Raw genomic sequence first — 21,188 nt, forward strand, 5'->3', positions numbered from 1 at the left:
GAACTACTGTTTTTGACTTTTAAACTTGATTGAAGTGATATCCTTTTTTGTAGTAAGAACTATCCTTTTTAGCACAAGAGCCCCACAAAAAAGATAAAACGGAAAGCAAGACTGCTTTAGCCCAAGAATTACTGTCACAGATTTTCAAATTTTCATAAAAAAAAAACATCCGATGAATAATTAAATCCATCGGATGTTTTTATGATTAGCTGCCTTCCTTCAAGGAGAAGGTTGGGATAAGGCAAGATGTATATTTCAAAAACCTCACCCTATCAAAGTTTTTTCGATTAGCAAATCCACTTTGTTCCCTCTCCTTGAAGAGAGGGATTTAAAGTTCAGTGGTTTTATATTTGCAAATTAGGCATCTATAGCTCCCTCTCTTCAAGGAGAGGGTTGGGGTGAGGTTACTTAGCCGCCGTAGGCTTTGCGTTTTTAACGTAAGTATCTAACCAAGTATTGATTTCCCATAATTGGTGCAAGATATTTTCTTTGGCTCTATAACCATGTGCTTCGTAAGGTAAATACACAAAACGAGTAGTACCACCATGACCTTTAATTGCAGCATATAAACGCTCACTATTAATAGGGAAAGTACCTTGATTATCGTCCATTTCGCCATGAATTAATAAAATTGGTGTTTTAATTTTATCAGCATAGCTGAAAGGGCTCATTTGATAATACAATTCTGGCGCTTGCCAATACGTACGGTCTTCGTTTTGGAAACCAAATGGTGTTAATGTTCTGTTGTAAGCACCACTACGAGCAATACCAGCTTTAAATAAATTGGTGTGAGCCAATAAATTAGCTGTCATAAATGCACCATAACTGTGACCACCAACTGCAATTCTATTTCTATCGCCAATGCCTAAATCGCTTAGTTTATTAATTGCAGCTTCTGCATTTAACTTCAATTGCTCAACAAAAGTATCATTAGGTTTTTTGCCATCTTTAGCTACAATTGGCATTTCAGCATTGTCTAAAACTGCATAACCTTGGGTTACAAAAAATAATGGTCCGCCAGAACTAATGGTGGTAAATTTATCTTGTGAACCTCTAATTTGGGCCGCATCGGCTGCCGAGTTAAACTCGCGAGGGTAAGCCCAAATTAAAACAGGCAATGGTCCGTCTTTTTCTTTGTTGTAACCTGCAGGTAAATATAAATCGCCAGTTAAATCAATTCCATCGGCACGTTTATAAGAAATTTTTTCTTTTTTAACGCCATCTAATTGTGTGTACGGATTGGTGAAATTGGTAATTTGTCTATCCGCCATACGCAACACCAAGTTTTTGATGAAATAGTTTGGCACATCTTTTTGGCTTTCTTTACGAGTTAGTAAAACCAATTTTTGAGGATCTAAAACATCAGTTACCATTTCGAAACTACCCGGTTGACTACGCCACAAAATCTCAGATTTTTTTGTAGCTAAATCAAATTTAGCCAAGAAAGGTAAATCGCCTTTGGCAGAAGCACCAGTTGTATTATTTAGCAATAATTTAGTGCCACCATCTGTAGTTAAAATTACTTGGCGACCAAATTTATTTTTTTCGGTAACAGGCGAACCAGGGTTGTTGTAAGCGTCAGTTGTGCTCAGTTCATATAACGTTTCTAAAGCGCCAGTTGTTGGGTTGTATCTACTTAAACGCGACATTTGTTTAGCTCTAGAGTTTTCTCTTACCAAAGCTAATGTACTATTGCCCCAACTTACGCCACCAAAGCGCATTTTAGTTTTAAAAATTTCTTTTGGCTCGCCGCTAAACGGTGAAGCTAATTGTAAAACTGCATCATGAAATTCTACATCGTTTTTAATTAAGCCTTCGTCCAATGGTTTAGACCAAACTACAGTTGCGGCTTCATCATCACGCCAATCGAACCCACGAGGTACGTTTTGCACATTGTCATTACCCGATGGTCTAACTTCGGTACTTGGCAAATCAGCAAGCATTTTAACAACCTTACCGGTTCTGTCTGTAATATTTACTACTGATGGAAAACCATAAGCAGAAACCAGATAAGAAAAAGGCTTTTTAATGGTGCGCACCATCATGTAATTTTTATCTGGTGATAAAGAAACTGTGCTGTAAATGGCGGGTTTGCCAATCAATGTTTCTACACCAGCTTTATTTTGTACCAATTGCGATGTAGCAAAAAACTCAAACAATTGCTCATCAAATGGCGATTTAATTAAATCTTGCAAAGTTGGGCTAGGAGCTGCTTTACCTAAATTTTGCTGTACAGTTGGGCCTTTTGGAGCCAACGGACGGGTTGGTTGTAAATTAGCAGCTTTTGTAGCAACGCGATACAGCATCGTATTATCATCAACCCATGTTGCGCCACCGCCCATAATTACATTTAGAGGCTGTTTGTTCATTTTAGTAGCTTTTCCTGTTGCTACATCAATTACATATAAATCAACTCTGTTTTGTGTGGTGTTGGTAAAAGCAATTTTAGTTTCACTCGGGCTCCAGCTTACGCTACTGGCATACAATGGAGAAGGTAAACCAGTTACCGTAACCGTTTTATCGGTTTTAATGTTTTTAAGACTGAAGTTGTTGATGTAAGTCTGGCGACTAGGCGAATAATTATTTGGATTAATTCTCATGCCAGCTATGCGATATTCTGGCATTGCCAATTCTTCTATAGATGGATAAGAGTTACGCTCACTAAACAACATCCATTCTGCTTTGCTATCAATACTTACCGCTGGTGTAGGCTTTGCCAAAAGTAAATCGGCAATAGCTTTTGGCGGCATTTGATAGCTAACTGCATCTTGAGCAAAAGCGCTGCCACCCAATGCAAGTAGAAAAAGGTTTAATATAATTTTTTTCATTTCAATGATTTAAGTTTTCCTAGGTATAAACTTACGCATCATTAAATGATTTTTCGATTTGTATCAAAAATTTGATGTTAGTAGCTATATTTTAGCAATTACGATAGTTACCTTTTGCTTTACTATTGTTGGTTTAGAAAATTCTGGAAAAGGAGTAAGATCTTCAATTTTTATGCTGTACGATACCCCATTTAACCTAATTGATTTTGGCCTGGCTACTTTATCCAAGCAATTTTCAGAACAAACTTCAAAACTTTGCTCGCCTTGATTATCTATAAAATTTAATTTAATTAAAATGTAGCCAGCAGTTACGCAATTCGCATTAATTGGGCATCGGCTATCTTCTACACTTACCAATTTTGCGGTAATTGCTGTCCCATTTTTCAAAATACTAATGGTTTCTTGTAATTCTATTTTATAAGTTCCGCTAATATCGGTTTGGTTATCTTTTTTACAAGCTTGTACAAATACTAAAATAGTTAATACAAATGCAATTGATGACAGGATGAGTTTTGTTTTTTTCATCTTCGAGATTGTTTGATGAACTTAATACGATGATTTTTAGCTAAACGCTACAAGTAAATTAAATTTCTTTTGAAAATGAAAGTTGCGAAGTTATGGCAAATGTGGTCCTGCTGTTCGTTTTACTTCAGGGTAACCAAAAGAGGTTACCCTTGCGTGTTCACTTCCATCAGGTTTAAATAACACAGGCAGTGGCTTTTGGCTAGGTTGCAAGTAGCCTAAAATTTTGCAAAAACCTGCGTGTTGTAAACGGGATTTAGTCGAAATATCACGATTTTCCCCATCGTACGCAAAATTTTTTTGCTCATTGTATTGTTGTTAATTTGCTATATTCCGTTAATAATTCACAGGTCTATGCCAAGAACGACCGTCAATCTCCAGTGCCAGACTGATAAAAAAAACAGGAGTACCATAGAACAAATAGCACTACCAAACCTTAAACGCAGTGGTTTTGTGCTCGGTTTGCAGATGCTTCCATCTGTCACATTCGAACAAACCCCGAAGGGCTCAATCAGACAAATAAAAATTACTACAAAACTGATTAAACGAAGTGCCGCTGTTTTTTTGAGGAGCGAAGGGCTGTGAAAAGGCACATAGTGGGATTGACAAGCATTTATTCATCTGTTAATATTTTAATTGGCATGAATGAGCTACGCTGCGCTTCGGGTTTGCATACTTTTGATGCTTCAAAAATTTGACCCCTCGCAGCATATAGCGAAAAAAATATCTTAATAATTGTTTCCACGCAATACGATTTTTTAGCGAATTGAAATAAAAGCCAGACTACCATCAATCCATGCTCCACACTTGCTTTGAAAAATCAATTCAACTGATATTCTATACTCCTTTTAATTTTCTGTAAATTTGCAACATTAACAATTAAGCAAAAGCAAAGTGTCTTTAGAACAATTAAAATTAAGTAAACCATTGGTATCTGCCATGACAGCGGCTGGATATTTAAGCCCGAAAGAAATACAAGCAAGAACCATGTCTCGCATTTTAGGCGGACAAGACATTATTGCCATCGGTCCAGAAGGATGTGGTAAAACAACAACTTACATTTTAGGAGTTTTAATGCGCTTAAAATACGGCTTTGAAGAAGCGCCAAGAGCTTTAATTTTAGTGCCAACTAGAGAAAGGGTAGAAGAAGTTATTGAACAGTTTAAATTGTTAAATCGCAATGAAACCATCCGTATTGTAGGTATACATGCCGATGGCAGCATGGAAGCCCAAATTAATGAATTGACAGACGGGGTTGATATTGTGGTAGCAGTACCCTCTAGAGCTAGAGCAGTTTATTTAAAATTAGGTTTAAATACCAATAAAATTCAAATGTTTGTGGTAGATGATGCTGCAGATATGGTGAAACTGGGTATGCAATTGCCTATCAACGAATTGGCAAATAGTATACAAAAATGCCAGCATTTAATTTTTACGGAGGTAATGCATGATCGACTTGATTTAATGATTGAGCCTTTTATGAAATTACCAACCACAATTGAGGTTGATGAGTTAGAAGAAAATGATACCGAAACACATACACAGCTTTTATATCACGTACCAAATTTTAGGACAAAGCTAAATTTACTAAATCTGTTGTTAAAAGATGCTGAGGTTTTTGATAAGGTTGTAGTTTTTGTAAATACGCGTTTAACGGCACAAACTTTATCAAAAGATTTATTTGATGGCAAGGCCGATGATATTTTTGTGTATAAACCTTTGTTTTTTGATGAAGCAGGTTTCGATGACATAGAAGATTTTAAAGCAGTTGCAGAAGCCAGAGTTTTAATAGTAGCCAATGAAGGTTTAAAAGAAATGGATTTAACTGGAATTCCGTTTATTTTCCATTTTGAATTGCCAGTACAAAAGGAAACATACTTAAATAGAGTAATTAAACAAGACGAGGAAGAAGTGGTTGCGATCACTTTTACCACTGATTTAGAGCTGCCTCAGGTTCGTAAGATTGAACAAGCAATTGGTCAAAAAATTGAGGTTGCCGATTTGCCAGAAGATTTATTGGTAGAAGAAGTAACGAAAGCTAAAGCACAAAAAAATAAAATGCTAGCTGAGCAGGAGGATGAAGAAAACTTTAGAGATGCAGCCTACCATAAACGTAAAGAAAGCAATTCTAAAACAACCAATTTCGGTATCGGTCAAAAAGCGATCATGAATAAAAAGAAAAAGCACGGGTAGTTTTGTCTGCCATTCTTCCGATCATATTTCGTCATGTCGAACCTAGCGCAGCAAGGAGATATCTGTTACCTATTATCACAGAATTAGCATAGATTTGAGCCGAAAACATAGAGATTTCTCCTCGTGAAAACTAGTTCGGAATGACGAAGTTAGTATAAGGTTATATTCAAAACTTACATTAATTCCCAATCTGAGTAACTTTTTTACTCATTTTCTCCTGATAAGCTGATGGGAAAATGGCATGATTTTTCTCAACCATGGTTGCCATAATTTGCTTTACATGATCCTGGATTTTTGCAGGCAATGCATAAAAAGTCAAATCAACTTGAGTTTTACGCTCATTGTCTAAAACTCCATTTTGGTGTCTAATTGCCACTTTTTGTCCTTTGTAAAATAGAATGATTTTTGCTCTGCCATCATCATAACCATTTGGGCCAAAAGTGCCATAAACTAAAATTGGCTCAACTAAACCATCGCCATCAATATCGTTAAATTGGCAATATTTTGTCCAAAACCAAATCGATGTTTCTTTTTCTACACCTTTTAAATCGGGAATTTTAAAATCATTAACTTCCCATTTTTTTTGATTAATACCTTTATCGCTTTTAAAAGTTAGCGCCTTTATTTTATTATTTACCGTATCCTTTAATTTGTTAACGCTATCTGCACTCTCAGTTAAAGCTACATAGTAAGTGCCACTTTTATCTTTGTAGGTATATGCTCTAAAAATAGGAAAGGTAATGAGGTTTTTCTTCTTAAAATCATCGTTAAAAAAAGCATTCGTTTCTGCTTTATTTAAAATTTTGCTAGTTGTATCAGATTGAGCGTTAGCTACAAACGCAATTAGAGTTAAAAGCGCTAGTACATATATTTTTTTCATCCCTTGCTTATTAGATAAAGCAAATATAAAAGATACAGGGATAGGTTACTGTTCTTTTTTAAGAATTAAAATATCCTTAATTAGCTGTTCCGTTTCTAAAGCCAATGTTCCGTTGTAAATGCCCCTAATTCTTTTATGCTTGTCGATAAGCAAAAAGTGTTCAGTATGTAAAAAATTAGTACTGTCTTTGGTAAAACCTAAATCCTCTTCTGCATAGTAAGATTGCCTAGCTAATTTGTAAATCTCAGCCTTGCTACCAGTTAATAAGTGCCAGTTTTTATTGGTGATGGCATTACGCTCTGCATAAGCTTTTAGAACGGTTACAGAATCAATCCAAGGTGTTACGCTAAATGATAATAAAGCAATATTGTTATCATCATGAAATGTAGAATCTATTTTTTTTAGATTGTTTGTCATGATGGGGCATATACTACCACAACTTGTAAAAAAGAAATTGGCAACGTGTATTTTACCCTCTATATCATTTTGTGTTATGGTTTTATTGTTTTGATTTTTAAAAGAGAAGTTAGCAATCTGATGGGTAATTTTTTGTTCCACCTGCTTGGCATTACTAATAAAAATTGGATTGAAATTTGGGCTATTGTAATAAGGGATTACCTCATTATCAGATTTTTGCTTACAACAAAATAAAAATGTACAACTAATTAAAACTAACGCTATCTGCAACATTGATGCAGTTTTTTGTTCCCAATAAGCCATATCTTCTACCATTTTTAATAATGTAATTTGTCTTAATTTTTCCGTTAATCCACCACATTTTTATGCTGCCATCTTCATGGCCGTTTTTATAGTTAAATACTTTATAAATGTTGCCATTTTCATACCATTCTCTGGCTGTTCCGTTAAACTCATCATTTAAAAAATGGTACTCAAATTTTAATTTCCCATTTTGCCACCAAGCTCGGTGCAAACCTTCTTTTTTGCCGGCAATGTAAAAACGCTGCTCGGCTAATTGTTTGTTAGCATGCCACTTTTTAGTAAATCCTTCTTCTAATCCATCATAAAATGATTTTACTAAAGCTGTATCACCATTTAAGTTAAGCTCAAATTGATGGCCTGTAAAATGTTTTTGCTTGTAGTAAACTGTGTCTTGTACGTAAACAAAATTTGTATCTGCAACATTAATATTTACAGCTGCAATTTCATGTAGATGCGCTGCATCTTTAGTTGTTTTTGTACATGATGATTGTATCAACAACAGCAATAAGAAAATGGAGTTAACAGCAAAAGAACGTTTCATTAAAAACTTACTGTACCAGCTGCGCCATAAAATCCACTACCATTTAAATAAGGTGCATCAGTAGAAAAATGATAGTGATAAATGCCATTAGGATAATCTGCAGTTGCGCTTGTGTGACCATGATAAGCATCTAAGCTAGAAGTGGCTACAATAGCACCATTTTCTTTTGGACCATAAACTGGAAAACCATCTAATAAAAATCCCATCAATGCATCTGTACCTTTTGCTAAAGTTAATTTTATTGGTTCCACATGGTAATGATATCTTGAGCCTTGGTCTGGATGTCCATAACCTTGATCGAAACTAGCCATTTCATTACTTAAAGGAGAACCACCTGCAGCATATTGATTATATAAAGGTACGCCGTTAATAGCTACACCAATTGGCCCCATTGGCGTTGCAGCATGATTTGCATTTACAGCAGGATTTAAAGGAATTTTAAAAGTATAACTCTGTGTAGCTATGCTGTTCGGGTTTTTTGAAAAATTTGTATTACCAAAAGTTGTTCCACTAAAATTTTCGTAAAGTGTATTACTAGTGCTGTAATAAATACTTTTATGATCTGGCAAGCCATTCGTTTTAACGGTAATATAAGTTCCATCACTCGTAATACTGCTTGCACCAAATATTTTCTTGTAAATATCTGGAACATTAGCTCCAACTGTTGTAGTTACTACCGGATTAGTTACCGTTGGCTCTGTATTTGTGCTAGATTTTTTGCACGACAGAAAAATTATTAACGTTAATACTGCGCTAATGCAGGTTGATGTTTTGATGATTTTCATAACGATTGGAGGTAAATTTTAATCCTTTTTTAGAGTTAGACGAATGCCGCATTAAAATCCTTCTATATAAATTAATTTTTTAAAAAGGTGGTGGATTTTCTCTTTGTGGCCTGTCATGTGGTGGTCCATCCCCAAAATCTGGATGGGGTGGTGGGCCAACTGGGCGATTGTTTTTTCCATTGTTTTGCCTGCCCATTTTTTCAATTACTGCCGTTATAATATCATCGAATTTTTGTTGTTGAGCTGGTGTGCATATTGCCCTCAAGCTTGAGAAATGATCAAATGTAAATAAATCTAATTTTTCTGTTAAAACGCTTACTTTTTTCGCAGCAGTTTGCTTTTCGGCATCGCTAGCATTAGGTTTTTTTAGTAAATCAAAAAAATGCTCTTTGGCAGCTCTTATTTCATCTTTAATAGGTTTAGATCCATTTTGGTGTTCGCGTACCATATCCAAATATTTTTCTTGTTGATTTGGATTAAGGTTAAGTTCTTTGATAATAAACTGTGCTGGTCTACCTTTGAATTGTAGAGAATTTTGGCCTCTTTTTATCCAAAATATACCGATGGTAACCATATTTGCTAAGAGCAAAATGATAATCAAAACCGTATAAAATTTCTTGTTCAAGCTCATGTCGGTTTAATAAGATGAAATACTTTGATCGTATGCAGCTGCAAAACTTTCAATAGAATTATCGCTCAATTGTTGAGATTTACTCTTTTGCGTTAACATAATCGTATTTATTAAAAAAAGAACAGTTAAGGTGCAAATCATCCAAACCGGTTTTAAAGGAAAAATCCAATCTTCTTGCCTTTGCTCATTTGCTAACCTCGATTTTAAGCGTGTATAAAAAAAATCTTTAGGCTCAGCAGATCTAATTCCGTCTAAGCTTTTTAAATATTCGTCAGTTATTGGGGTTTTATGTTGGTCCATAACATTAAGAATTTTTATAGTGTTGTAATTGTTTTTGTAAATTTTGTTTCGCTCTGCTAATTAAAGATTCGATGGCTTTAACACCAAGCTGCATAATCTCACACGCTTCGTTATATTTCATTCCTTGTACTTTTATTAACGTAAAAGCAATTTTCTGGTTTTCTGGTAATTTATTTATTGCATTAAATAATTCAGCAGCTCTTTCTTTGTGCTCTAAAGCAATACCTGGGTGATGAAAAATTTGTTCCTTATTTTCATCATTCGGCATCCACCAAGGCAATAATTTTTGTAATAAAACTCTATTTTTTCTCTGTCTAAGTTTATCTAATGCCTTTCTTACAGCAATTCTATAAATCCAAGTTGTTAGTGAACTATCGCTTTTAAATGAATTAATTGAATGATATACTTGTATAAAAACATCTTGAGCTGTATCATCAGCATCATCGATATCTTGTAAAATATTTAAAACTGTATTAAACACACGGGTGCGATATGCGTCTACCAAATATTGATATGCAGTTTCACTTCGTTGTTGTAATTTTTTAATTAAATCGTTTTCTTCCAATATCAATTTGGTATTAGACGATTGGATATTTAAAATCCTTCGTGCTAATAAAGATATTTAAAAAGAAGTTGTGTTTTTGGAATATAATTAGATAGTTAACCTGTATTTTTAGGAATAGAGAAAAGTTTTCAAAAGAGTAATGGGTATTACAAAGCCTTTACTTTGGCGCTGGTGTAATTGCTTAAAAATTAACGTTATAACTTCTTTGCCTCATTCCAATATACATCCATTTCTGCCAACGTCATGTCTTGTAATGCTTTGCCATTTTCTTTCGCTTTGCTTTCTAAAAATTGAAAACGTTTGATGAATTTTTTATTGGTTTTTTCTAATGCATTTTCTGGATTAATATCGATAAAGCGAGCATAGTTCACCAATGAGAATAACAAATCACCAAATTCATCTTCCGCTTTTTCTATATCAATATTTTCATTCTCGGCTATGTTAAATTCGTCTTTAAATTCTTGTAATTCTTCTTCAACCTTAGCCCAAACTTGCTCTTTTTTATCCCAATCGAAACCCACACCGCGAGCTTTTTCTTGTATACGACTTGCCTTTACCAAAGCAGGTAATCCGCTAGGTACACCGCCCAAAACAGATTTATTTCCTTCCTTAAGTTTAATCTGTTCCCAATTTCTTTTCACATCGTCTTCATTGTTTACTTCAACATCGCCATAAATGTGCGGGTGTCTATTAATCAGTTTATCGCAAACTCCGTTTAATACATCAGTAATGTTAAAATCATTGGTTTCGCTACCAATACGAGCATAAAAAACCAAATGCATCATTAAATCACCTAATTCTTTCTTAATTTCCTGCATATCACCTTCTAAAATAGCGTCAGAAAGTTCGTAGGTTTCTTCAATGGTGAGATGCCTTAAAGTTTCCATTGTTTGTTTTTTATCCCATGGGCATTGGGTACGCAAAGTATCTAAAACGTTTAACAATCTTAAAAAAGCGGTATCAGGAGTTGAGGTAGCTGGAGGCGGAATGTTTGCAGGCATATTTATTTGATAATGTTAAAAGCAATAAGCATTGTGGTTATAAAGAGAACAATTAATCCGCAAAGGAATAAAATATCCGCTGTGCGTTCTAATTTATTTGAGTTGATATTATTATTTCTCATTGCCAAAAATGACAATAAACAGCTGCTCATAAAAATTACAATAGCTAAAGCTGCACCTTCATCTATAAAAGTAGATTCATGTAATTTGGCAACTTTAACAGAGGTTAATACGATAAAACAAAAACCTAATAAGTTGGCCGAAGTGTTTAAAATATGTGGCGATCTATTCTCTCTCATTTAATAATTCACTTATTCAAAATTCAAAATTCAATCATTCACTAATTCAATCATTAATTACTCGGCATCTTCTAACTTAATTTTCTTGGTTATCCGATAAGTTCTTCTTTTTCTTGGCTTAACATGTCCTTCGCCTAATAAATTTCCCCAAGGTTGTAAACCATCAACTCTTTCAAAAATAATTTTTAGCATCGCCAAGTACGGTATAACCAAAAACATACCAGATATGCCCCAAATCATTTCACCGATAATAATACCAATAAAAGCAAAAAGAGCATTTATTTTAACTTTTGAGCCTACAACCAAAGGCATTAAAATATTTCCGTCAATGGTATGTACACCTATAAAAGCAAAAATCACAAACAAAGCCTGTGTTGCACCCGCAGTTGCGAAAGTTATTAATGCACTAATTAGCAATGCAGTAGAAATGCCCAAGTAAGGTATAATGTTAAAAATACCTGCAATTAAACCTAAAAGGATAGCATATTTTACGCCTAACAATGATAAGGTGATAATCATCATTAACGATACAATCAGCATTTGAAGAAACAAGCCGGTAACATATTTTCTAATAATGCGTTGTATTTCGGTTACTATTTCTTGTACTTTTTCTTTGTGTTCTTCATCAAAAACGGTTGTTAAAAAAGTAAATAGTAATCTTCTATAATTTAAAATGAAAAATGTAAAAAGGAGTGTAAATGCTAAAAATAGCAAGCTAGATGAAAGTGTTAAAATAGTAGATCCAATTACTACGGCACTAGTTGCTATAGATTTTTCAATGCCATCTGTTAAATAAGATTTTTGTTTGTATACATTAATGTTAAATGTTTTTGCAACCCACATTTGTATATCATTAAATGCAGCAATAACCTGTTTTACCAACAAAGGCCAATCTGCCCAAAGCTCTGCCAGTTGATTGCCAAAAAAATAAAGGATGCCATATAAAACAGCAATCATTAATATAACTGCGGTAATTGCGGCTACGCTTCTGCCAAATTTTGCTTTTTGCTCTAAAGCATTTGCAAATGGTAAAAGTAAAAATGCCATCAATAAAGAAAATAGCAAGGGAGATAACAGCGTTTTACCTAAAATTGCTAAGTAGCCTAGCATAATAATTGATAAAAGCACAAGCGCTAATTTTGCTACAAAAGGTAGCGAGATTTGTTTCATAGGTCAAATTTTGAATAAATATAAAAGTTTGCTTTAAAACTGTAGTATGGTTCAATTGTTTTTATAATAAGTTCCAACAATACTCCAAGCTCCAAACTAATTACTCCAAACTTTTTATGGCTCTTAACATCTCTCTTTTGCCTGGTGCACCTGGTAATTTTTCAATGGTAAATCCGCAAGCTTTTACAGCTCTTTTTAAATTGCCTGTAATGGCATAAGTAACAAATATGCCACCCGGTTTTATAAAGCTACAAGCATGAGTAATCATTTCATCTGTCCACAATTCGGGTTGGTGCCTTACAGAAAATGCATCGTAATACAACACATCAAACAACCCATTGGTATTAAAAGCTTGTAAAGTTTGGTGGGCAATTGTTAAATCGCAATGCAATGTAATTTTTTGCGAATGTATTAAAGCTTCCTCGTAATGCTCAATAAATTTATTCCATTGTTCATTTTTAACATATTGGTTGTATCCAGTTTGCTCAATCACATATCGCGTTAGCGGAAATGCCTCTATGCCAGTGTAGTTCAGTTTTATATTTTGTGCTTCACATTGTGCAAAGCTGAGGATGAAATTTAATCCCGTTCCAAAACCAACTTCTAAAATTTTAATTTCTTGAGCTGGATTTTTCTCAATGGCTAGCACTAAGCCAGCATTCACAAAAACATGCTTGCTTTCTTGTAAAGCGCCATGAGCCGAATGATAATGTTCGCCTATAGTTTCGTTAAAAAGGGTATTAGAACCATCAGCAGTTTGGGTAAGGATATTCATTGTTTGTATTTACAAGATTTGAGGATGATTAAGATTATAGCTCAAAATTACTATTTTAGTGCGGCAAAATTTTAAATGATTTGATTTGCTACAAACCTAAGATTTTAGCTTTTGTTTTTGCTAAATCCTAAACCCAAAACCCAGTATGGATATCGAAACCTTCAGAGAATATTGTTTGAGTTTGCCCGGAACTACCGAAGGGATGAAATGGGATCATCTCTGTTTTATGATTGAAGAAAAAATCTTTGTTATCATCGCAATTGATGAGGGAAACCGATTTTCTACTAAATGTTCGCCAGAAGAATTTGATGAGCTTACTGCTCGTGATGGCATTAAGCAAGCTTTTCATATGGCAAAAAGGCAGTGGGTGCAAGTGGCAGATTTAGAAGTATTAAATGACACAGAGCTCAAGCAAAGGATAGAGACTTCGAGAGCTTTAGTTTTGGCGAAGTTGCCTAAGAAAGTGCAAGAAAAGTACAAATAAGGTTTTTTAGAAAAACAATGGTAGTCATTCTTCGGTAACTTAGTCCCGCTTTTCATTTCAACCAAATGAAGAATTTGGTTTACATTATAATCGGGTTTATTTAACAAAGTTTGTGGGGTTTGGCGTCATGCAGCCCCAAAAAGTTGAATAAAGTTTGTAGCGTATGAGCCCGACTAACAATAATATTTACACCAATTTGCTTTTCAATAAAAAAGGCACCAATTGCTTGATGCCTTTAAATTTATATTAGCTTTTTATTTTACCACAATCTTATTCTATCTTCTGGTTTTTTATATAATTTATCGCCTGCTTTTACATCAAAAGCATTGTACCAAGCATCCATATTAACTGGTGCACCAATTGTTCTGTATGGACCTGGAGAATGTGGATCAGTTTTAATCAGCTGTGCTGCAGATTCTGGTAAAATATTACCTCTCCAAACCTGTGCCCAAGATAAAAAGAAACGTTGATCTGGTGTAAAACCATCAATTTTTTCGTTGCTCTGACCTTGTTTAGTCATTTTAAAAGCAGTATAAGCTGCATTTAAACCACCTAAATCGCCAATGTTTTCTCCCATTGTAAATTTACCATTAACATGCAGGGTATCTAAAACAGTATAGCTATCAAATTGATCGCCTAATTGTTTCGTTCTAGCTTCAAATTTGGTTCTATCTTCTGCAGTCCACCAGTTTTTTAAGTTACCATCTTTATCATATTGGCTACCCGAATCATCAAAACCATGGCTCATTTCGTGACCGATAACTGCACCAATACCACCATAATTAATAGCATCATCAGCATCTGGGTGAAAGAATGGGAATTGCAAAATACCAGCTGGGAATGTAATTGAATTCATAGTTGGGCTGTAAGAAGCATTAACTGTAGGAGGGGTCATGCCAAAGCGTTCTCTATCAACAGGTTTGCCTAATTGGCCAATGTTTTCGTTATAAGACCATTTGCTAGCATTAATTAAGTTTTGTAAATATGTACCTCTATTAATTTCTAAACCATCGTAATTTCTCCATTTGGTTGTGTAGCCAACTTTTGGAGTAAATGCATATAATTTTTCTAAAGCTTTTTGTTTAGTTTCATCACTCATCCATTCCAAACCTTTAATTCTAATTTCAAAAGCTTTTCGTAGGTTCTCAATCATTACATCCATACGAGCCTTCGCTTCAGGTTTAAAGTATTTAGCAACGTATAATTGTCCCAATAACTCACCAATTGTTCTATCAGTTAAAGCAGACATGGTTTGCCAACGAGGAGTTTGCACTTTTTGTCCGGTTTGTACTTGTGTAAATTCGAAATTAGCTTTTACAAAAGGAGAACTTAAGTTACCAGCAGCTGATTTTAAGATATTCCATTCTAAATAAGTTTTCCAATCAGCAACAGGAGTTGATGTTAATAAACCATCTAGAGTTTTAAAGAAGCTAGTAGAATTTACAAGGACAGTGTCTTGTCCGCTAACTTTAAGTTGTGTTAAAGTATTTGGCCAATTAATGTTTGGTGTAAGTTTATTTAGCTCAGCAACAGTTAGTTTGTTGTAGGTTTTATAAGGATCACGCATCTCTAATCTGGTCATTTGAGCTTGTGCCAATTCTTTTTCTATTGTGAAAATAGTTTTAGCCTTTTGTTGCGCAACAGCATCTGTGTAACCAATTAATTTAAATAGCGTAACCATGTAAGTGTTGTATGCCTCTCTAATCTTTACACTTCTGCTATCATTATTTAAATAATAATCTCTATCGCCTAAAGTTGTACCACCTTGCGAAATGTTAACCATGTATTTGTTAACGTTTTTACGATCTTGGCCGACACCAAAGCCATAAAAAGAACCACCAATTCCGTTAGTACGCATGTAAGTAGTATGGTCTAAAATGCCTTGTAATGAATTAAGTTTTTTTACTTTTTCTAACTCAGCTTTAATAGGAGCGTAGCCTAATTTTTCAATGGTAATGCTATCCATTGCTGCGGCATAAAAATCGCCGACACGTTTAGTTACAGATCCAGCTTTTGCACTTTTATCTGCCGCAGCTTCTTCAACCAAGCCTTTTACAGCTTGTGCGTTAAACTCTCTTAGCTCATTAAAAGTGCCCCAACGAGTTTCTTTAGCAGGAACTGGATTTTTCTTTACCCATGCTCCACTAGCATATTGATAAAAATCATCACCTGGCTTAACAGACATATCCATGTTAGCTGGATCGATGTATTTTTGGATTTTTTGAGCGCTTGCAGTAAATGTGCATGCGGCAATGCCCAAAACTGCAAAATAGTTTTTGAGTTGAATTTTCATACTTTAAATATTAAAGTCGAAAATTAAGCAATAGAGATTGTAAAGATGAGAAGTTAATAGAAATATTACTTATTAAACCAATAATAAAGTTTGGTTAAACCAATTTTGCGAAAAATCTCTGCGTTAAATAGGGTAATTCTAAACGATTTCATGTTTTTCAGTTTTATAGTTATTTAACATATTTTAACATCTTTTATTGTGTGAGCTACTAATTATTTTAAAATAATTGATGTTTGTTTCTTGATAATTATTTATTCATTTATCTCATAATGAGTATATTTGATTTGCATGTCAACAGAAAAATCATATCCAGAATTAACTGAAACGAAAGTTTACAGTTTTAATGATGTAGATGAGTCGATGACTTACAGCTATGCTCATTATTTAAATTGGCTTTTTGATGAACGGGTTGAATTAATTAAAGGGAAAATTTTTAAAATGAGCCCTGCTCCATCAAGAGTTCATCAAGAGATTTTTGGAGCGATTTTTAATCCAATTTATAGTTTTCTGAAAAATAAGCCTTGTAAAGCTTACGGTGCGCCATTTGATGTTCGTTTTCCTAAAAAGAGCAAAGCTGATGCTGATGTTTACACCGTTTTACAACCCGATATTTGTGTGGTTTGCGATTTAACGAAGCTAGATGATAAAGGTTGTATTGGTGCTCCAGATTTGGTTGTAGAAATTTTATCGCCAGGCAATAACAAGAAAGAGTTATTGCATAAATACCAAATTTACCAAGAGTTTGGTGTTAAAGAATATTGGGTAGTAAGCCAAAGTGATCAAAGTATTTTAATTTACACTTTAGATAGTGAGGGGAAATTCCGTCCATCTAAAATATTTACTTTGAGCGAAGAAATTACTTCTTCAGTATTGTCAGGTTTTGTACTTAAACTTGATGATGTTTTTGAAGGTTTGTAAATTTTAGCAAATAAAGTTTAAACATTAAGGACTTAAGCAAGATTAAGATTTTTGGGGCTTTGCAACTGATGTTTTCTGCACCTCATTTTGTTTTTTAAACCCGATAGGAGTGAACACGTATGGGTAACCCTTGTGGTTGCCCAGAAGTAAAACGGATAGCGGGGCTAACATTGATCGAATTCACTGTCGCTGCTTTTCAAATTCTTGATTTGGGTTAAATATACTTTAGTCTTTTAGCTTTAGTCTTTATCCTTTCTGTTTGCTCTTTCCGCTTAAAAACGTATTTTTACCTGCTAATTCCACAAACAATATAAATGAGCATTTCTACAAAATATAATCCTGCCGAAACAGAAAATAAATGGTATAGCTATTGGTTAGAGAAAAAGTTTTTTCACTCTGAGCCAGATGAGCGTGAGCCTTACACCATTGTAATACCACCACCAAATGTTACCGGTGTGTTGCACATGGGGCACATGTTAAACAATACCATACAAGATGTTTTGATAAGAAAAGCTCGTATGCAGGGTAAAAATGCCTGTTGGGTGCCTGGAACCGACCATGCCTCAATAGCTACTGAAGCAAAGGTTGTTGCCATGTTAAAAGAACAAGGGATTGATAAAAAAGACCTTTCTCGTGAAGAGTTTTTAAAATACGCTTGGGAGTGGAAAGAGAAATATGGCGGTATTATTTTAGAACAGCTTAAAAAATTAGGTGCTAGCTGCGATTGGGATAGAACGCGTTTTACCATGGAAGAAGATCTTTCTGAAGCGGTAATTGATAGTTTTATTCATTTATATAAAAAAGGATGGATTTACCGTGGTATAAGAATGGTAAATTGGGATCCTGCTGGTAAAACTGCAGTTTCTGATGAAGAAGTTATTCGTAAAGAAGTTAACCAGAAGTTGTATTATATTAAATATAGAATTGTTAGTCCGGAAGTCGGAAAGTCGGATGATTTAGTCGCCGAATCTTCGGACATCGGACATCAGACATCGGACTATCTTGTTGTTGCTACTACTCGTCCGGAAACGATTATGGCTGATGCCGCAATTTGTATCAATCCGAATGATCCACGTTTTGTACATTTAAAAGGCAAAAAGGTTTTTGTGCCATTGGTAAATCACGAAATTCCGGTTATTGAAGATGAATATGTAGATATTGAATTTGGTACAGGTTGTTTAAAAGTTACGCCAGCACATGATTTGAATGATTATGAACTAGGCGTTAAACATAAATTACCAGTTACAGATATTTTGAATGATGATGGTACGTTAAACGAACTAGCGGTTATTTTGGTAGGTGAAGATAGATTTGTAGCCCGAAAAAAAATAGCCAAAATGTTAGATGAGGCTGGTCATTTAGAAAAAGTGGAAGACTACAAGTCTCAAGTAGGTTTCTCCGAACGTACTGATGCCGCTATTGAACCAAAATTATCAATGCAATGGTTTGTGAAAATGAAAGAATTGGCACAGCCTGCTTTAGATGACGTGTTAAATGGAGAAGTAAATTTAATTCCGAATAAATTTGAAAATACCTACAGACATTGGATGGAAAATGTTCGCGATTGGAATATTTCTCGTCAGTTGTGGTGGGGGCAACAAATACCTGCTTGGTACGATGATAAAGGAGAGTGGGTTGTAGCAAAAACCAAAGATGAAGCTTTAGAAGAGTTTTGGAAGAAAAAAGGTTTAGATGTAGCAGAAGCTGATAAAGCTGGGTTTAAAAATCAATTAGCTCCATTTGTTAAACAGGATGAAGATGTAATGGATACCTGGTTTTCATCGTGGTTGTGGCCAATTTCTGTTTTCGATGGTTTTAAAAACCCTAATAATAAAGATATTAACTACTATTACCCAACAAATGATTTGGTAACGGCACCAGAAATTTTATTTTTCTGGGTAGCTCGTATGATTATGGCCGGTCGTGAGTTTATGGGCAAAAAACCATTTACCAATGTTTACCTAACGGGAATTGTAAGAGATAAACTTGGGCGTAAAATGTCTAAATCTTTAGGCAATTCGCCAGACCCGATTGGGTTAATAGAAAAGTATGGAGCAGATGGCGTAAGAGTTGGGATGTTAATGTCATCACCAGCGGGTAACGATTTAATGTTTGATGAAAGTTATTGTGAGCAAGGAAGAAATTTTGCCAATAAAATATGGAATGCTTTCCGTTTGGTAAAAGGCTGGGAAGTTGATGACAATTTAGAAAATCCGAATACACAAGCTATTAACTGGTTCGAAAATAGATTTAGCGAAGCATTGGCAGATATTGAAGCAGATTTTAAGCAATATCGTTTATCTGAAGCTTTAATGGCAACTTATAAATTAGTGTGGGATGATTTCTGTGCATGGTATTTAGAAATGGTAAAGCCAGCTTACCAACAACCAATTGATGCAGAAACAAAGGCTGTTACTATTAAATATTTTGAAGAAATATTGAAATTGTTGCATCCTTTTATGCCATTCTTAACCGAAGAATTATATCATGATGAATTGTTTGGCGAAAGAACGGAGATGGATTGTTGTATAGTTGCAAATTACCCTGTTGTAGGCAAAGCCGATGAACAATTGTTAAAAGAGGCAGAGCTGATTAAAGGTTTAATTTCTGAAATTAGAAATGTAAGAAACACGCGTCAGATTTCTCCTAAAGAAGCCCTTCCTTTAAGCATAAAGGTAAACTCTGGCTTAAATTACGAAAATTGGACTGATGTAATATTTAAACTGGCAAATGTTAGCGAGGTAGAATTGGTTAATGATAAAATTGCCGGAGCAGCTAGTTTTATGGTTGGTAACGATGAATTTTTTATCGTTTTAAACGAGAACATAGACTTAGATGCAGAAAAAGAACGTTTAACCAAGGAATTGGATTATTTGTTAGGTTTCTTGAAATCTGTTGATGCTAAATTAAGTAACGAGCGTTTTGTACAAAATGCAAAGCCAGAAATTATTGAAAATGAGCGTAATAAAAAGGCTGATGCAGAATCGAAAATTAGTATTATAAAAGAAAGCTTAACAATTTTAGGATAGCATATGACAAATGTAACCAGCACAACAATCAGAAAGAATGATTTAAAATCAACTTTGTTGATGATTTTATTGGTTTCATTATTTGTTGCTTGTGCTGGTGAAAAAAAAGCTGAAACAAAAATCACTTACCAATCAAAAATATTTACGGAGCAATTTTTAATTGATTATGTAAACGAAAATCAGGATTTAAATAGTGATGATAGTTTAACATTTGCCAATGCCTTAGATAAATTTCAAAGAGACATAAAAGGCGTAAGTAATAACCCCGATTTTTTGGTCGATTTTCCTTTGCAGGCTACCAATATTCGTGATACGGTTATGGGTAATCAAAGTTTTAAAATGGCAACTTTCGAAACTTATACAGATCCACTACGTGATAAAAATGGTTTGCTAAATAATATACAACTTAGAGTTAATGGAATATTTCAATTTCCAGACCAAGCCTATGGTTTAGCACTAGGCGGCAAATACTATTTAAAAGCCATGATTTATAGACAAGGTAAACGCAAAGATGTTAACCTTTACAAAAAAGAAGGTGGCCCAATTTATAATTTAGGTGTTTATCCAATGGCGGTAAAAGAGTTAAAACCTATTCCCTCTAAAATTGAAACCGCTAGTTTAAATTAGATATTTATGAGAAAAATATTTTTATTATTTGTTGTAGTTGCTTTTGCAGCCTGTTCTGGAGAGAAAAAAGTTAATCAGCCAATAAAATCAGCAGTTTTTATTGAACAGAAGCTGAGCGAATATTTATCAGAAAATGCAGATTGGGTAGTTGAAGAAAGTGAATCTGAAGCAACCGATAAATTTAAGCGCCAGGCTATAAAATGGAGCAATGAAACTGATTTTTTAAAAGAAATGCCTTTACAACTAAAGGAGATTAAAGATACTCTAGTTAGCGAGCAAGCTGTAAAGTTGGTTACTTTTAAGAGTTTTAAAGATGCCTCAAGACCAGAGCATTCTTTATTAAATAACATTGGGCTAGAAATTAACGGTATTTTTTCGGCGGACCAAATTAAAGGTTTAGAAATCGATAAAAAATATACGTTAAAAGGAATGTTATTTAAACAGGGTAAAAGAGCTGATGTGAAAGTTGATGTAGCTAATAAAAGTCCTTTTTATATGCTTGGGAGATTTACATTTTGGAATTTAGAGACTAAAGCGCTTTAATCGCCTAAAGAAACGTTTGCGTAAAAATAATATATACAGAATATGCAGTTTTGATTTAAAAATCATAATATTGGATTGAGGTTA

The 21,188-nt window shown here is 34.3% G+C and carries 20 protein-coding genes; 6 read left to right on the forward strand and 14 right to left on the reverse strand.

What is annotated here, in order from left to right:
• Positions 1 to 404: 404 nt before the first annotated feature.
• Together AC07XU_RS07720 and AC07XU_RS07725 are read right to left on the reverse strand one after the other, a co-directional pair.
• On the reverse strand, positions 405 to 2,828 hold the full coding sequence (locus AC07XU_RS07720) for a S9 family peptidase (RefSeq protein WP_494943063.1): 2,424 nt from the start codon (positions 2,826 to 2,828) through the stop codon (positions 405 to 407).
• 84 nt (positions 2,829 to 2,912) lie between these two features.
• Entirely contained in the window at positions 2,913 to 3,353 is a 441-nt protein-coding gene (locus tag AC07XU_RS07725) for a hypothetical protein (RefSeq protein WP_494943064.1), read from the reverse strand.
• A gap of 891 nt (positions 3,354 to 4,244) precedes the next feature.
• On the opposite strand from AC07XU_RS07725, the gene AC07XU_RS07730 reads away from it, so the two are divergent.
• Entirely contained in the window at positions 4,245 to 5,543 is a 1,299-nt protein-coding gene (locus AC07XU_RS07730) for a DEAD/DEAH box helicase (protein ID WP_494943065.1), read from the forward strand.
• A gap of 178 nt (positions 5,544 to 5,721) precedes the next feature.
• Here AC07XU_RS07730 and AC07XU_RS07735 read toward each other — a convergent pair whose 3' ends face one another.
• The 11 genes from AC07XU_RS07735 to mnmC2 form a co-directional block, all read right to left on the reverse strand.
• Positions 5,722 to 6,423, reverse strand: coding sequence for a M949_RS01915 family surface polysaccharide biosynthesis protein (locus AC07XU_RS07735; RefSeq protein WP_494943066.1), 702 nt, complete (start codon positions 6,421 to 6,423; stop codon positions 5,722 to 5,724).
• 45 nt (positions 6,424 to 6,468) lie between these two features.
• Positions 6,469 to 7,113: an SCO family protein gene (locus AC07XU_RS07740; RefSeq protein WP_494943067.1), complete on the reverse strand. Its 645-nt coding sequence runs from the start codon at positions 7,111 to 7,113 to the stop codon at positions 6,469 to 6,471.
• Positions 7,085 to 7,684, reverse strand: a complete 600-nt coding sequence (locus AC07XU_RS07745; protein ID WP_494943068.1) for a toxin-antitoxin system YwqK family antitoxin — start codon at positions 7,682 to 7,684, stop codon at positions 7,085 to 7,087. The genes AC07XU_RS07740 and AC07XU_RS07745 overlap by 29 nt, the downstream gene beginning before the upstream one ends.
• Positions 7,684 to 8,469, reverse strand: a complete 786-nt coding sequence (locus AC07XU_RS07750) for a YHYH protein (protein WP_494943069.1) — start codon at positions 8,467 to 8,469, stop codon at positions 7,684 to 7,686. The genes AC07XU_RS07745 and AC07XU_RS07750 overlap by 1 nt, the downstream gene beginning before the upstream one ends.
• Positions 8,470 to 8,548: 79 nt before the next feature.
• Positions 8,549 to 9,094 carry a Spy/CpxP family protein refolding chaperone gene (locus AC07XU_RS07755; RefSeq protein WP_494943070.1) on the reverse strand — a complete coding sequence of 182 codons (546 nt, stop codon included), beginning with the start codon at positions 9,092 to 9,094 and terminating at the stop codon, positions 8,549 to 8,551.
• Positions 9,095 to 9,106: 12 nt separating this feature from the next.
• Entirely contained in the window at positions 9,107 to 9,400 is a 294-nt protein-coding gene (locus AC07XU_RS07760; protein WP_494943071.1) for a hypothetical protein, read from the reverse strand.
• Between the two features lie 4 nt (positions 9,401 to 9,404).
• Positions 9,405 to 9,965, reverse strand: a complete 561-nt coding sequence (locus AC07XU_RS07765) for an RNA polymerase sigma factor (protein WP_494943072.1) — start codon at positions 9,963 to 9,965, stop codon at positions 9,405 to 9,407.
• 194 nt (positions 9,966 to 10,159) lie between these two features.
• Positions 10,160 to 10,966 carry a nucleoside triphosphate pyrophosphohydrolase gene (mazG, locus tag AC07XU_RS07770; RefSeq protein ID WP_494943073.1) on the reverse strand — a complete coding sequence of 269 codons (807 nt, stop codon included), beginning with the start codon at positions 10,964 to 10,966 and terminating at the stop codon, positions 10,160 to 10,162.
• Between the two features lie 2 nt (positions 10,967 to 10,968).
• A complete protein-coding gene (locus AC07XU_RS07775; RefSeq protein ID WP_494943074.1) occupies positions 10,969 to 11,265 on the reverse strand; it encodes a hypothetical protein in 297 nt (98 codons plus the stop codon).
• Between the two features lie 57 nt (positions 11,266 to 11,322).
• Positions 11,323 to 12,435 (reverse strand): AI-2E family transporter, encoded by a 1,113-nt coding sequence (locus AC07XU_RS07780; protein WP_494943075.1) that lies wholly within the window; start codon positions 12,433 to 12,435, stop codon positions 11,323 to 11,325.
• Positions 12,436 to 12,535: 100 nt separating this feature from the next.
• The gene (gene mnmC2, locus AC07XU_RS07785) at positions 12,536 to 13,210 is read right to left on the reverse strand and encodes a tRNA (5-methylaminomethyl-2-thiouridine)(34)-methyltransferase MnmC2 (protein WP_494943076.1); all 675 of its coding nucleotides are present in this window, start codon (positions 13,208 to 13,210) and stop codon (positions 12,536 to 12,538) included.
• A gap of 145 nt (positions 13,211 to 13,355) precedes the next feature.
• Here mnmC2 and AC07XU_RS07790 point away from each other — a divergent pair, with 145 nt between their 5' ends.
• Entirely contained in the window at positions 13,356 to 13,694 is a 339-nt protein-coding gene (locus AC07XU_RS07790; RefSeq protein ID WP_494943077.1) for an MmcQ/YjbR family DNA-binding protein, read from the forward strand.
• A 259-nt stretch (positions 13,695 to 13,953) separates the two neighbouring features.
• Here AC07XU_RS07790 and AC07XU_RS07795 read toward each other — a convergent pair whose 3' ends face one another.
• Positions 13,954 to 15,987, reverse strand: coding sequence for a M13 family metallopeptidase (locus AC07XU_RS07795; protein ID WP_494943078.1), 2,034 nt, complete (start codon positions 15,985 to 15,987; stop codon positions 13,954 to 13,956).
• A gap of 288 nt (positions 15,988 to 16,275) precedes the next feature.
• On the opposite strand from AC07XU_RS07795, the gene AC07XU_RS07800 reads away from it, so the two are divergent.
• From AC07XU_RS07800 to AC07XU_RS07815, 4 genes are all read left to right on the forward strand, one after another.
• On the forward strand, positions 16,276 to 16,905 hold the full coding sequence (locus AC07XU_RS07800; RefSeq protein ID WP_494943079.1) for a Uma2 family endonuclease: 630 nt from the start codon (positions 16,276 to 16,278) through the stop codon (positions 16,903 to 16,905).
• Between the two features lie 314 nt (positions 16,906 to 17,219).
• A complete protein-coding gene (locus tag AC07XU_RS07805; protein ID WP_494943080.1) occupies positions 17,220 to 19,934 on the forward strand; it encodes a valine--tRNA ligase in 2,715 nt (904 codons plus the stop codon).
• Positions 19,935 to 19,937: 3 nt separating this feature from the next.
• Entirely contained in the window at positions 19,938 to 20,561 is a 624-nt protein-coding gene (locus AC07XU_RS07810) for a hypothetical protein (RefSeq protein WP_494943081.1), read from the forward strand.
• A 6-nt stretch (positions 20,562 to 20,567) separates the two neighbouring features.
• Complete coding sequence (locus AC07XU_RS07815) at positions 20,568 to 21,104, forward strand: hypothetical protein (RefSeq protein ID WP_494943082.1); 537 nt, start codon at positions 20,568 to 20,570, stop codon at positions 21,102 to 21,104.
• Positions 21,105 to 21,188 lie beyond the last annotated feature (84 nt).

Source organism: Pedobacter sp. GW456-11-11-14-TSB4, from assembly GCF_059424425.1.

Excerpts from the sequence above, each read along its gene's own strand:
- AC07XU_RS07720 (WP_494943063.1), bottom strand. The coding sequence starts at position 2,828 with ATGAAAAAAATTATATTAAACCTTTTTCTACTTGCATTGGGTGGCAGC.
- AC07XU_RS07725 (WP_494943064.1), bottom strand. The coding sequence starts at position 3,353 with ATGAAAAAAACAAAACTCATCCTGTCATCAATTGCATTTGTATTAACT.
- AC07XU_RS07735 (WP_494943066.1), bottom strand. The coding sequence starts at position 6,423 with ATGAAAAAAATATATGTACTAGCGCTTTTAACTCTAATTGCGTTTGTA.
- AC07XU_RS07740 (WP_494943067.1), bottom strand. The coding sequence starts at position 7,113 with ATGTTGCAGATAGCGTTAGTTTTAATTAGTTGTACATTTTTATTTTGT.
- AC07XU_RS07745 (WP_494943068.1), bottom strand. The coding sequence starts at position 7,684 with ATGAAACGTTCTTTTGCTGTTAACTCCATTTTCTTATTGCTGTTGTTG.
- AC07XU_RS07750 (WP_494943069.1), bottom strand. The coding sequence starts at position 8,469 with ATGAAAATCATCAAAACATCAACCTGCATTAGCGCAGTATTAACGTTA.
- AC07XU_RS07760 (WP_494943071.1), bottom strand. The coding sequence starts at position 9,400 with ATGGACCAACATAAAACCCCAATAACTGACGAATATTTAAAAAGCTTA.
- mazG (WP_494943073.1), bottom strand. The coding sequence starts at position 10,966 with ATGCCTGCAAACATTCCGCCTCCAGCTACCTCAACTCCTGATACCGCT.
- AC07XU_RS07775 (WP_494943074.1), bottom strand. The coding sequence starts at position 11,265 with ATGAGAGAGAATAGATCGCCACATATTTTAAACACTTCGGCCAACTTA.
- AC07XU_RS07780 (WP_494943075.1), bottom strand. The coding sequence starts at position 12,435 with ATGAAACAAATCTCGCTACCTTTTGTAGCAAAATTAGCGCTTGTGCTT.
- mnmC2 (WP_494943076.1), bottom strand. The coding sequence starts at position 13,210 with ATGAATATCCTTACCCAAACTGCTGATGGTTCTAATACCCTTTTTAAC.
- AC07XU_RS07790 (WP_494943077.1), top strand. The coding sequence starts at position 13,356 with ATGGATATCGAAACCTTCAGAGAATATTGTTTGAGTTTGCCCGGAACT.
- AC07XU_RS07795 (WP_494943078.1), bottom strand. The coding sequence starts at position 15,987 with ATGAAAATTCAACTCAAAAACTATTTTGCAGTTTTGGGCATTGCCGCA.
- AC07XU_RS07800 (WP_494943079.1), top strand. The coding sequence starts at position 16,276 with ATGTCAACAGAAAAATCATATCCAGAATTAACTGAAACGAAAGTTTAC.
- AC07XU_RS07805 (WP_494943080.1), top strand. The coding sequence starts at position 17,220 with ATGAGCATTTCTACAAAATATAATCCTGCCGAAACAGAAAATAAATGG.
- AC07XU_RS07810 (WP_494943081.1), top strand. The coding sequence starts at position 19,938 with ATGACAAATGTAACCAGCACAACAATCAGAAAGAATGATTTAAAATCA.
- AC07XU_RS07815 (WP_494943082.1), top strand. The coding sequence starts at position 20,568 with ATGAGAAAAATATTTTTATTATTTGTTGTAGTTGCTTTTGCAGCCTGT.